Source organism: Ruegeria sp. YTSC199 (genome assembly GCF_059609725.1).
Genome location: NZ_JBXWMF010000023.1, coordinates 60,999 through 72,934 on the forward strand (window position 1 = coordinate 60,999; position 11,936 = coordinate 72,934).

Annotated in this window: 14 protein-coding genes and 1 pseudogene; 13 read left to right on the forward strand and 2 right to left on the reverse strand. The window is 58.8% G+C overall.

All coding sequences use genetic code 11. From position 1 onward, the window contains the following. Positions 1 to 163: 163 nt before the first annotated feature. Positions 164 to 832 (forward strand): GntR family transcriptional regulator, encoded by a 669-nt coding sequence (locus tag AC2FEE_RS19325; RefSeq protein ID WP_496866964.1) that lies wholly within the window; start codon positions 164 to 166, stop codon positions 830 to 832. 24 nt (positions 833 to 856) lie between these two features. Here the strand turns inward: AC2FEE_RS19325 and AC2FEE_RS19330 are convergent, their stop codons facing one another. Further along, a complete protein-coding gene (locus AC2FEE_RS19330) occupies positions 857 to 1,375 on the reverse strand; it encodes a redoxin domain-containing protein (protein WP_496866965.1) in 519 nt (172 codons plus the stop codon). A 459-nt stretch (positions 1,376 to 1,834) separates the two neighbouring features. Between AC2FEE_RS19330 and AC2FEE_RS19335 the strand changes: the two genes are divergently transcribed. Beyond that, positions 1,835 to 2,185, forward strand: a complete 351-nt coding sequence (locus AC2FEE_RS19335) for a hypothetical protein (RefSeq protein WP_496866966.1) — start codon at positions 1,835 to 1,837, stop codon at positions 2,183 to 2,185. On the opposite strand, the gene AC2FEE_RS19340 is transcribed toward AC2FEE_RS19335, so the two are convergent. Continuing rightward, positions 2,145 to 3,173, reverse strand: coding sequence for a LacI family DNA-binding transcriptional regulator (locus AC2FEE_RS19340; protein WP_496866977.1), 1,029 nt, complete (start codon positions 3,171 to 3,173; stop codon positions 2,145 to 2,147). The two genes, AC2FEE_RS19335 and AC2FEE_RS19340, sit on opposite strands and share 41 nt — an antisense overlap. A 131-nt stretch (positions 3,174 to 3,304) precedes the next feature. On the opposite strand from AC2FEE_RS19340, the gene AC2FEE_RS19345 reads away from it, so the two are divergent. The 11 genes and pseudogenes from AC2FEE_RS19345 to AC2FEE_RS19395 all read left to right on the forward strand — a co-directional run. Further along, positions 3,305 to 3,490, forward strand: a complete 186-nt coding sequence (locus tag AC2FEE_RS19345) for a hypothetical protein (protein WP_496866967.1) — start codon at positions 3,305 to 3,307, stop codon at positions 3,488 to 3,490. Positions 3,491 to 3,512: 22 nt separating this feature from the next. Next, entirely contained in the window at positions 3,513 to 4,658 is a 1,146-nt protein-coding gene (locus tag AC2FEE_RS19350; protein ID WP_496866968.1) for a TRAP transporter substrate-binding protein, read from the forward strand. Between the two features lie 110 nt (positions 4,659 to 4,768). Continuing rightward, positions 4,769 to 5,281 carry a TRAP transporter small permease gene (locus AC2FEE_RS19355; protein WP_496866978.1) on the forward strand — a complete coding sequence of 171 codons (513 nt, stop codon included), beginning with the start codon at positions 4,769 to 4,771 and terminating at the stop codon, positions 5,279 to 5,281. A gap of 12 nt (positions 5,282 to 5,293) precedes the next feature. After that, on the forward strand, positions 5,294 to 6,622 hold the full coding sequence (locus tag AC2FEE_RS19360) for a TRAP transporter large permease (protein ID WP_496866969.1): 1,329 nt from the start codon (positions 5,294 to 5,296) through the stop codon (positions 6,620 to 6,622). Positions 6,623 to 6,634: 12 nt separating this feature from the next. Then, a complete protein-coding gene (gene hisD / locus AC2FEE_RS19365; RefSeq protein ID WP_496866970.1) occupies positions 6,635 to 7,942 on the forward strand; it encodes a histidinol dehydrogenase in 1,308 nt (435 codons plus the stop codon). Further along, positions 7,935 to 8,696, forward strand: coding sequence for an SDR family NAD(P)-dependent oxidoreductase (locus AC2FEE_RS19370; RefSeq protein ID WP_496866971.1), 762 nt, complete (start codon positions 7,935 to 7,937; stop codon positions 8,694 to 8,696). The genes hisD and AC2FEE_RS19370 overlap by 8 nt, the downstream gene beginning before the upstream one ends. Further along, a complete protein-coding gene (locus tag AC2FEE_RS19375) occupies positions 8,693 to 9,673 on the forward strand; it encodes an alcohol dehydrogenase catalytic domain-containing protein (RefSeq protein ID WP_496866972.1) in 981 nt (326 codons plus the stop codon). Before AC2FEE_RS19370 ends, AC2FEE_RS19375 begins: the two co-directional genes overlap by 4 nt. Before the next feature lie 30 nt (positions 9,674 to 9,703). Further along, positions 9,704 to 10,114: a universal stress protein gene (locus AC2FEE_RS19380; protein ID WP_496866973.1), complete on the forward strand. Its 411-nt coding sequence runs from the start codon at positions 9,704 to 9,706 to the stop codon at positions 10,112 to 10,114. Between the two features lie 37 nt (positions 10,115 to 10,151). Then, positions 10,152 to 10,658, forward strand: coding sequence for a sulfopyruvate decarboxylase subunit alpha (gene comD, locus AC2FEE_RS19385; RefSeq protein ID WP_496866974.1), 507 nt, complete (start codon positions 10,152 to 10,154; stop codon positions 10,656 to 10,658). Beyond that, positions 10,655 to 11,209, forward strand: coding sequence for a sulfopyruvate decarboxylase subunit beta (gene comE / locus AC2FEE_RS19390; protein WP_496866975.1), 555 nt, complete (start codon positions 10,655 to 10,657; stop codon positions 11,207 to 11,209). The genes comD and comE overlap by 4 nt, the downstream gene beginning before the upstream one ends. Next, positions 11,209 to 11,874: pseudogene (locus AC2FEE_RS19395) on the forward strand (alpha-hydroxy acid oxidase); the annotation flags it as partial. The gene comE and the pseudogene AC2FEE_RS19395, both read left to right, overlap by 1 nt. Positions 11,875 to 11,936: the final 62 nt, after the last annotated feature.

Below are 11,936 nucleotides of genomic sequence, written 5' to 3' on the forward strand. Positions count from 1 at the left end.
GTCAGATTGCTTGACAGTCGAAAGCGAAGGGCATTTGATAGGTGACAGGCGTACATCGGTTCACTCAAGCAAAATAAAATAGAGTATTCTATTTATTTCAATGCTCTAACAGTGAACCTGTAATTTGGAATGTGACTAAGATAGAGGGCGCAAGCAACATACCGTGGAAGATATTGTCAGACGAACTACAACCGATGCGGTCTATGAAGCGCTACACGACGAGATCGTTTCGCTTGAAATTCTTCCCGGTACAAAGCTATCCGAAACAGAGGTAGCCAGCCGATTCGGCGTATCACGCCAACCTGTTCGCAACGCATTCACAAGGCTCGGCAACGAAGATCTGCTCTTAATACGACCACAAAAGGCGACCGTAGTTCGGGGATTTTCTATGGAGCGTGTGGCTCTCGCGCGATTGGTTAGAATGGCGGTGGAGCTAGAGATCGTCCATCGAGCAATGGAAGTTTGGGACGCAACACGTGAAGCAAAACTTGCAGAAAACCTCGCCTTACAAGAGCAGGCGATCAGTGACGGTGATCTATCGGCGTTTCACGCGCTGGACTATGATTTTCACAAACTGATCTACGTGCTCAGCGGCAATCCGATGGCATTTGATGTAATGTTAGAATCCAAGCAAAAGGTTGACCGGCTTTGTATGCTCAGTCTTGAAAAGGGCAGTGCCGCAGACGCCATCCTTGCCGATCACCGAGAGATTGCAGAGGCCATGGCGGCAGGAGACCATGACCAAGCGCAAGCCTCTGTAAGAAAGCATCTGTCCCGCCTCGACGAAACCATCGATTTCATTCACAAGACGCACCCCGCCTACTTCGAGTAACCGAGGCCATGCGATCTGGTAGTCTCAGGCCGTTCCTCGTTCCGGACGGTCGTTTTCAATATTGAATTTCATTCCGTCCAAAAGCTCTTCCAAATCGGGACGTGCCGCAGGGCCGTTAGAGATATCGACCAGCATCAGCGTCCCATTCGGACGGATGCCAAACGCGCCAGGTTCGGCAAACAGACCCGTCGTTTCTGCATCAGATAAAGGTGATGACACATAAAGACCAAGCGCGCGCATTTGCGCTTCGGTCATTCCATAGCAAAGATCAAATTCCCAGCCGAATTCTGCTTTGTCTGCCGCAGCTTTGTCTTTGGTGTCGGCAGAGACAACAATAACGTCCATAACGTCAGCCCATGCCGGCAGCGCCGCATTCAACTTGTTCAAGAAGCGCTTGCAGCGTGGACAATGCTTACCTCGATAGACAAACAACATGGTCCAGCGGTCTTGTTGTTGACCGATCGTAACCTTGTCCTCAGACCCCAACCTTAAAAAACTCATTTGCTCGATTTGCGCGCCGACATTTGGTTTGGCGGAGGTCATGAGTCGTTCCTTTGTTCTATAAACAATGGGTTTGCGCGGATACCGTTAGCTTAGTTCATGTCACACCAAGGCAATGATTGAAACCAAGATCGCGATATCATTGGGTGCTTGAAAGGCACGCTCGATCTAAGATTGCCGTTAGTTAACGAGGCATCACCGATACCTACCCGCCGTCACTCTATGGCCCTCATTGAAGCCGGACTTCTAATGCCGCAAAAGGTGTTAACGCAACTAGCGTACCTGCATCGAATTCAACGCGACCTGATCAACTGTGGCCCTCAAGAACTCTTTACAATCGAGACCAGAACGATTGAACGACCGGCCTGGTGAAATCCACCACATCACCGATGCCACTTAGCTGTAAGCGCGAAGAACTGCTGCGTGAGCATTACCTGCAACCGCTAAAGTCCGTTTAGTCCGCAAAGTGGACGTTAAAGAAAGTTGCCGCGAACGACCGCAATGCGGACAAACCTGCCTTTTGCACTTGCATCTATTGGTGACGCAGCATTTGCTCATTGCTGCGGCAAACCTATTGATGCGACGCAATCCGGTGTCGCCATAGCGGTCGTTGAAAGCCAAGCTGAAGCGCGATTTTCAATCCTCCCACTCACTTGGGCCTGCCCCTGCAGCCTAGAAGCGGGGCCAAGTGAAAGTATGCTGCATTCGCGAGACCAGCCCTTTCGAACTGAAAACGAGCAGCCTTTCACGCTTGTGAAAAAAGAGCTTCCAAAACTGCAAGATGCACCAGCAACAACAGCAACCAATTTCCTTATGACTGACAATGCGGTTTTGCCAAAGAGTTACGAATAACTACTCTGATATCGATGCAGATCGACCGGCCTTCCGATTTGCCTTCCACCATTGCGGTCAGTTCGCAGGCTGCCTTGCGTCCCATTTCACGGTGCGGAACATGAACGGTGGTCAGGGCGGGGCTGACGATTTCTGCCAGTTCGATGTCGTCGAACCCCGTTACCGAAACCTGCTCAGGCACCTGGATTTCCAGTCTGTGCGCCTCGCGCAGAGCACCGGCGGCCAGCACATCGTTGCCGCACATGACCACCGTCGGGCGTGGCTTCAGGGCCATCAACCGCCCGAAGGCCTCAGCGCCCTTGTCAATCTCGTAAGCCGTTTCGATCAGTGTCAAGGCGCTGGCATCCAGCCCGTATTCGGCCATCGCCTGCTGCACGCCCTCCACCCGGCCTTGCGCCCGGTCGTTGCCTTGTGTGATGCCCGAGATCATGGCAATCCGCCGGTGGCCGGCGGAAATCACACTGTGCGCCAACTCGCGCATGGCGTCTGCGTTGTTGAATCCGACAGTCGGCCGCTGCGCCTCCGGGTCATAAGACCAAGCAACCACTGACGGAACCTGATGGCTCTCCAGATACTCGTAAATTTCTGCGTCACGCGCATGGCCGATCAGCAGCAGCCCGTCGGCACCGCGGGCGACAAGCGTGCGGATCTGTTCGCGCTCCACCTCGGGATCATAGGCTGAACTGGATACCAGGAGCGTGTAGCCGTTTTCGCGAAGCTGGTCCTGAAACTCCTGCAACCCGCGGGCAAAGATTGCGTTGTCCATAGTTGGAATAATGGCACCGATAATATAGCTGCGCTTCGCCGCCATCACCCTCGCCGCGAAATTCGGTGTGTAACCCAGCGATTCGACAGCCTGCAAAACTCGCTGTCGGGTAGCCTCAATCACCCGATCCGGTGAGTTCAGGCAGCGAGAAACCGTGGCGGTCGAAACGCCCGCCGCCTTGGCGACATCGTTAAGTGTCGGAGCTGTACGGTTTTTTCCCATGTTGTGCCTGACAAGAATTTGACCCTCGCCATAGCACAAAAACGGAGGCACGGCATCAATCAATGTAAGCGCTTGCATTATTAATGTAAGCGCTTACAAATAGATTTGGGATAAGATTCCGGAGTTCTGAGATGTTCCTTTGGGCTGCAGTTGCCGTCTTCACGGTGTTTTTCACCAATGTCGCGTTGGGCGCCTTTGGTGGCGGCGCTTTCTTGGGAGACGTCGGAGAAATGCTGGTTCTGTTGGCCGCCTCGATCCTTTTCGTAGCGGCCATTCTCAAACGCGAAGCTGACCAAAAGAACAACAATGGCAGCTGACGGATCATAAGGGAGGAAGACAATGACGAATGACAAGGATGGCCTCAAATCTACTGAGCGCCGGAATTTCCTAAAACTGGCCTCAACCGGCTCATTCACCGCAGCTCTGGTGGCCGGTGCCGGCGGTGTACTGTGGTCCTCAGAGGCAGCTGCGCAGACCGCCAAGGAAGAGAAAGAGCGCGAGAGTGCCGCAGAGCACGTCATGACCGTTGCCACCGCCTATGTCCTGGGCGCATCGCGCAGCTATCCGATCATGCAGCTGGACCTGAAGGAAAACATCCAGAACGCGACCAACGGTAAAATCTATGTCAAACTGGCACCAGGCGGCCAGCTTGGCGCCGGTGGTGCTCTGGTGCAAAAGGTTCAGGGCGGCACCATTCAGGCAGCGCAGCATTCGCTGTCGAATTTCGCGCCTTTTGCTTCGACGGTCGACCTAATCAACATGCCTTATCTCTGCGGCTCCAACCAAAGGTTCACCAACCTGGTGAACTCGGATTTCTGGAAGGCCGAGGTACATCCCAACGTGGAAGCCAACGGGTTCAAAGCCCTGTTTTATGTGAACATTGACCCCCGCGTTGTCGCGGTGCGTAAGGGCGGCAACGCGGTGATGTCGCCTGGTGATATGGCAGGCGTGAAGTTCCGGGTGCCGGGATCGAAAATGCTGCAGCAGTATTATCGCATGGTCGGCGCCAACCCGACACCTGTGGCCTGGGGCGAGACGCCGTCGGCGATCAAACAGGGCGTCGCGGATGCGCTCGATCCATCTGTCGGGGCACTCTACGTCTTCGGCTTTAAAGACATACTAAGCCACGTGACGTTCACCCAGGCAGTGCCGGACAGCCAAGTCTATTCCTGTAACCTCGAGTGGTTCAATTCGCTGCCCGCCGATGTTCAGGAAGGTGTAATGTGGGGATCTGAGCTGACGGCGCATCAGAACCTGGCCAAAGTGCCCTCGGCCCGCGCCTATGCGATGGCGGAACTGGCCAAGGCGGGTGTCGAATTCCATGCCCTCAGCGATGACCAACTGGGAGAGTGGAAAGAAGCCGGCGGTTATCAGCTTAGCGAATGGGATTCCTTCAAGACCGAACTTGCAGGCTCCATGGAAAACTTCGCCAAGCTCGAGGAGGCCGCGGGCACGCAAGGAAAATACTACGTCCACGACGCCTGAGCAGCACTGGCTGGGACGCCCTGAAGGCGCCCAGCCTACTTTTCAACAGCCGCCTTCGCAGCAGTCCGCTGGGCTGAATGCGCGGGTGTGCCTGGACACCGGAAATGGCAATGAACATCCTGCGAAATATCGACCAGAACGCAGAGCGTTGGCTGCTTCTTGTGTTTTATACGATGCTGGTCGCCACAATGGCGATTGAGGTGATCCGGCGCGAATTGTTTGCCTATTCCTCGATCTGGGGCGAGGAAATCGTCCGCTATTCATTCATTTATCTTGCCTGGATTGGTGCTGCAGCTGCGGTCAAAGAGCGAGCCCATATTAGGATCGACGTGATCCTGCATTACCTCGGGCCGCGGACCAAGGCGCTTATCTACATCTTCGGTGATCTGGTGATGTTCGTAGTCGCGCTGGTGGCGCTCTACTGGTCCTTCGAGACGGTACACGTCTCGGCCAAGTTCGGATCAGTCAGCCATGGCCTGCGCATTTCGATGGTTTGGTTCCTGGCGGCGGTACCGTTGGGGTTCACCTTGATGATCTGGCGATTGTTCCAGTCTTTCCGGCGCGATTTGCGCAGCCTTCGTGACGGCACGCCTGTCTTTGAAGGCGACAAGCTGTTTGATTGAGAGGCCTGAGCGATGCTGTGGAATTCACTTAATCAAACTGTCGAGCTGGGCTGGGATTTCTACCTTCCAGTAATCATGTTTGTCGCTCTGATCGCGCTCGCGGTACCAGTCTGGGCCGCTATTGGGGCCGCAGCCATCACCATGCTGGTGATGTCCGGGGACTTGCCGCTGAGTGCGATTGGAGAGAGCCTGTTCACCGGCATCGATGCCTTTGCGCTAACTGCGGTGCCGCTGTTTATTCTGACCGGAGATGTTCTGGTCAGAACCGGGCTTAGTAAGAAGTTTCTGGATGTGGCAGAGGCATTGACTTGCTGGACCCGGGGTGGTTTCGGATCGGCTACGGTGCTGGTCTGCGGAATGTTCGCCGCGATCTCCGGGTCCGACGCAGCAGGGGCTGCAGCAGTTGGACGAATGACCATTAACCGGCTGGTTGAAAGCGGCTATCCGCGCCCCTACGCCTGCGCCTTGGTTGCGGCGGGCGCATGTACCGGCATCCTGATCCCGCCCTCCATTGCCTACATCATCATTGGCTTGGTTCTGGGTATATCTGCCTCCACCTTGTTTCTGGCCGCGCTGATCCCGGGGCTGGCGATCTTAGTGTCGATCCTGATCACCAACATCATCATGAACCGGCTTTATACCTATGAAACCGGCGGAAACATGGGGTTGGGCGAATGGCTAGGCAATCTTGGCCAAGCGCTGAAATCGGGTTGGTATGCCTTCATCGTGCCAGGGATCATCTTTTATGGGATCTTTTCCGGACGCCTGACACCGACTGAGGCTGGCGCAACTGCGGTTGTCGTAACCATCCTGATGGGCTTTATCCTCGGCACTCTAAAACTGGCAGATTTCCCGGCTATGCTGGTTAGCTCGGCCAAAGTGAACGGAGTGATCCTGCCGATTATCGCATTCTCGGCTCCGCTGGCCGAGGCGCTTGCGATCATGGGAGTACCGCAGGGCTTTGTGACCGCTGTAACCGGGCTGACCGATGATCCGTCCCTGCTGATCCTGTTGATGATCTGCATCCTGATCGCAGCGGGCTGTGTTATGGAAACGACGCCTAACATCGTGATCCTGGCGCCAATCCTGAAACCCCTCGCAGACAACATCGGCATGAACGAGATCCAGTTCTGCATCATGATGATCACAGCGCTGGGCGTAGGCTTCATCACGCCGCCTTTGGGGCTGAACCTCTTTGTCGTCTCCGGCATTACCGGCGAGTCGATCCTTAAGATTGCCGCCCGTGCCGTACCCTTTGTTCTGACCATGCTGATCGTCGTGCTGCTGATCGCCTATTTACCGGCGATCTCGACCACGCTGCTTCCTGATATCTACAAATAGGACTTTCTGGAAATGACCCGCGAATACCTGAAAAAAGCTGCTCTGACCCCCAAATCGGATGCGTCTGAAACTCATAAGATCGTGCAGCGCATCCTCGACGACATTGAGACTGGCGGCGATGCCAAAGCTCTGGAATACGCCGCGAAATTCGACCAGTACGAGGGCAACGTGCTGCTGACCCCGGAGGAGATTGAGGCAGCCTGCGCCATGGTGCCGGAAAAACTGAAGGCTGATATTCGGTTTTCGCACGACAACGTACGCCGCTTTGCCAAACTGCAGAAAGGCACAGTGCATGACGTCGAAATGGAAATCTCGCCCGGGTTTGTCACCGGGCAAAAAGCAATCCCAGTTGATGCGGCCGGATGCTATGTGCCGGGTGGTCGCTACAGCCACATCGCCAGTGCCATCATGACGGTGACCACAGCCAAGGTGGCGGGATGCAAGCATATCACCGCCTGTTCTCCGCCGCGCCCCGGTGTGGGGGTAGCCCCTGCAATCATCTATGCCGCACACATCTGCGGTGCCGACAAGATCATGGCAATGGGTGGTGTACAGGGGGTTGCGGCGATGACTTTTGGCCTATTTGACCTGCCCAAGGCGAACATCCTTGTTGGTCCCGGCAACCAGTTTGTCGCGGAGGCTAAACGCATTCTGTTCGGTCGTGTCGGCATCGATATGATCGCGGGCCCCACCGACAGCCTGATCCTGGCTGACAGCACGGCAGATGCTCATATCGTCGCCACCGATCTGGTGAGCCAGGCAGAGCATGGCTACAACTCTCCGGTTTGGCTGGTGACCGATAACCACGCCCTCGCGGAAGAAGTAATGCGGTTGGTGCCGGGCTACATTGATGACTTGCCAGAAGTGAATCGCGAGAATGCCGCCGCCGCGTGGCGCGACTACGCCGAGGTGATCCTGTGCGCTGACCGCGAAGATATGGCGGCCTGTTCCGACGAATATGCACCCGAGCATTTGACCGTGCAGGCAGAGGATTTGGATTGGTGGTTGCAGCGGCTCACCTGCTATGGCTCGTTGTTTTTAGGCGAGGAAACCACGGTCTCTTATGGAGACAAGGCGGCCGGCACAAATCACGTGCTTCCGACTTCCCGGGCAGCCAGCTACACTGGCGGCCTGTCAGTTCACAAATACATGAAGATCGTCACCTGGCAACGCGCCACCCGTGAAGGTTCAAAACCAGTGGCCGAGGCCACTGCGCGGATTGCCCGGCTGGAAGGGATGGAGGGGCATGCCCGTGCCGCTGATGTCCGGTTGGCCAAGTACTTCCCGGACGAAACCTTCGACCTGACTGCAAATGGCTGATCCGCGCGCCCTATTCAGCCTGTCAGGCCGGATCGCCTGCATCACCGGCGCCAGTTCCGGCCTAGGACGGCGGGCGGCGATCGCGCTGGCCGCTGCAGGGGCGCGGGTGGTTGCGGTGGCCCGTCGGGCAGAGGCTTTGGAAAGCCTCTGCGCGGAGATCGGCTCGGATGCGGCTCATGTGGCGGCGGATGTGGCGGACCGCAGCGCGCCGGATGCACTGCGGGAGGCTGTTGCGGCTCCCTTCGGAGCGCCGGACATCCTGATCCACGCGGCCGGTGTCAACACGCGGCAACCCGCAGATGAAGTCACGGCGGAGGGCTGGGACCAGACCCTGGCGCTGAACCTCTCGGCGCCTTTCTTCCTCAGCCAGGCGCTGGTGCCTGCGATGAAGGAGCGGGGCTGGGGGCGGATCGTCAATTTCGCCTCCCTCCAGACTACCCGCGCCTTTCCCGGCGGCATCGCCTATGGCGCCAGCAAGGGCGGTATCGGCCAGCTGACGCGTGCCATGGCAGAGGCTTGGTCACCCTTCGGTATCACCGCCAATGCGATCGGGCCGGGGTTCTTCCCGACCGAACTGACCCAGGCGGTGTTCGGCGATGAAGCCCGCGCCACCCGCAACGCGGCACAGACCTGCATCGGCCGTAACGGTCGGCTAGAGGATATCGACGGGCCGCTGCTGTTCCTGTGTTCAGAGGCCTCTTCCTATGTAACTGGGCAGGTCCTGATGGTTGACGGAGGGTTCACTGCAAAATGAAAGCCTTGGTTTACGAAGGGGTTGAGAGGCTTGCGTTCCGCGATGTGCCGATGGCATCGGGCCGGGCAGGCGAACATCTGATCCGCATCCAAGCCTCCGGCATCTGCGGTTCGGACATGCACGCCTATCTGGGCCATGACAATCGCAGGCCCGCGCCGCTGATTCTGGGGCATGAAGCCGCGGGTGTGATCGACGATGGACCGCAGGCGGGCCGCCGGGTCACGATCAACCCGCTGGTGTCCTGCGGCAGTTGCGCCGCATGCAACACCGGGCGCGAGAACCTCTGTACAAGCCGCCAGATCATCTCGATGCCGCCACGCGAGGGGGCGTTTGCCCAGTTCGTGGCAATGCCGGAGAGTAACCTGGTGACCGTGCCGGAAGAGGTGCCGCTGAAAAAGGCCGCACTGGCAGAGCCACTGGCCGTTAGCTGGCACGCCGCCCGACTGGCGCTGGAGGCGCTGCAGCCGGAAATGGAGCGCTTCGCGCTGGTGATTGGCGGCGGCGCTATCGGGCTGGCTGCTGCGCTGGCGCTGCAGGCGATGGGGATAGAGGACGTGAGCATCCAAGAACCCAACGACGCGCGCCGGGCCTTTCTGGCGGACCGTTGCGGCCAGCAAGCCGTTGCCGGGTTCCAGGGCATGGTGCCGCTGGTGGTCGATGCCGTCGGCTATGCCGCCACCCGCGCGGCCGCTTCGGCGGCAGTTGCACCCGGCGGGGTGATTGCACATGTCGGCCTGGGCGAGGACGCCGGCGGCTTGAATATCAGGCGCATGACTCTGCAGGAAATCACCTTCATCGGCACCTACACCTATACCGCGCAGGACTTCCGCGACACCGCACAGGCAATCTTTGACGGGCGCCTCGGCCCGCTTGACTGGCCTGAACAGCGGCCGCTGTCGGACGGCGCCGCCGCCTTCAGCGACCTGCGGTCCGGCGCGGTGGCCGCGCCCAAGATCATCCTCGACCCCTGGGCCTGAGCCCACGCGCCAAACAAATGGAGAGCAACCATGTATGACAATATCCTGGTTCCCTTGGCCCTGGATCACGGGGTTTCCGGCACAACGCTCAAGGCCGCTGCCGCCCTGTGCAATTCGGGCAGGCAGATCACTGCGCTGCATGTCTACGAAGCACCGCACAGTTCAGTCACCGGGCACCTGGACGAAGACACCGTGCGCGAAGGCCTCGACAAGGCCCGCCAGCTACTTGCCGAAAAGACCGCAGACCACGGCAATGTGACGGCAGAGATCGCAAAGGGCCGGTCCTACCGCGCCATTGTCGAATACGCGGAGAAACACGGCATAAACCGCACCGTCGTCGGTTCTCACAAACCCGGCCTCAGCGACTTTTTCCTCGGCTCGACAGCTGCCCGCGTGGTCCGCCACGCCCCGTGCGCAGTCCACGTCTGCCGGACCGCATGACAACGAAATACGCCACCCAAAGCAAAGGCTAACGACCATGAACATAGACAAGAGGATCGCTGACGATCTGGCCGCCAACGGCGTCTCTTTCGTCACGACCGTGCCCTGCAAGCAGCTGGCCGGCGTGATCGAGGAGATCGACCAGCGCGACGACATCTTTCACATCCCCTCCAACAAGGAGGATGAGGGCATGGGGCTCTGCGCTGGCGCCTGGATGGGCGGCAAGCGCCCGGCCATCATCATGCAAAACACCGCCATCGGGGTCACCATCAACACGCTGGCGACGCTGATCCAGTACTATCGGATGCCGCTGCCCATGTTGATTTCGTACCGTGGAGAGTTGCGCGAGCCAGTGGCCTGCCAGGTGGAAATGGCGGTGCATACCAAGGCGCTCCTGGCCCAGCTCGACATCCCGACCTACCACTTCCACTGGCAGAAGGACGCCGAGGAGCTCGACAACATCCTGAAATACACCTTCATGTGCAACAAGCCCGTTGCCATCCTGACCGACGCCAATTTCTGGGGAGGCTATGGCGACCAATGATCCGTTCCGAAATCCTGAAAGAGATCGCGCCCATCCTGCGCAACCAGCTGGTGGTCTGCAATATCGGCATTCCGTCACAAGAACTGCACGCGATCGACGACCAGCCCACCAATTTCTACATGCTGGGCACCATGGGGCTTGCCTCCTCCATCGGGCTGGGTCTGGCGCTGGCACAGCCGAAACCGGTGATCGTGATCGACGGCGACGGCTCGATACTTACCAACCTCGGCACGCTGCCAACCATCGGCAACAACGCGCCCGGGAATTACATCCTGATGATCATCGACAACGGCTCTTATGGCTCCACCGGGGATCAGCCGACCTATACCAGCCAGCGCACCGATCTGGCCGGCATGGCCCGCGCTGCCGGCTGCGCCCGGGTGGTGGAGGTGCAGGACAAGGACACCGGGCCGGCGCTGAAGGAGGCGCTGGCCGGCGGCGAGGCAACGGTGCTGGTGGTCAAATGCGACAGCGGTAATGCCAAGATGCCGGTGATCACCATGGACCCGGTGGTGATCCGCGACCGCTTCATGAAGGCCGTGGCTGGCTGATGGGCGCAGGTGCCATCCATTCGGCAGAGGACGCCCGCCGCCTGGCCCGGCGGCGGCTGCCTTGGATGGTGTTTGACTACATCGACGGGGCCGCCGGGCAGGAAATCGGGGCGGCGCGCAACCGCGCTGCGCTGGATGCCATCACCCTGCGGCCTCGTTTCCTGCGCGATGTAAGCCAGCGTTCACTGGCCAGAAAGCTTTTTGGCGCCGAGGCCGACCGGCCCTTTGGTATCGCGCCGATGGGCATGTGCAACCTAGCAGCCCCCGGCGCCGACCTGATGCTGGCCCGGCTGGCGGCGCGCTACCGCGTGCCGCACGGGGTCTCCACCGTCGCCTCAACCCCGCTGGAGGCCATTCTGGAGGCGGCGGAGGGGCACGCCTGGTTCCAGCTCTATTTCAGCGGCGACGGCAGCGGTACCTTCAAGCTGACTGAGCGCGCCCGCGCAGCCGGTTACCAGACGCTGGTGCTGACGGTTGATGTGCCCGAGGTCGGCCGCCGCCCGCGCGAACTGCGCCACGGCTTCAAAATGCCGTTCCGCATCGGCCCGCGGCAGTTCATCGACTTTGCCCTGCACCCGCGCTGGTCGCTGGAGGCCTTGGTCAGGGGCAAGCCGGTGATGGCGAATTTCGAGATGGAGGGCTATGACTTCAACCGCACCGCAAGCTCGCGGGGCGATAACTCGGGTTCTTCCAGAGCCAGTTCCACGATCTGCTTGCGCACCTTGTC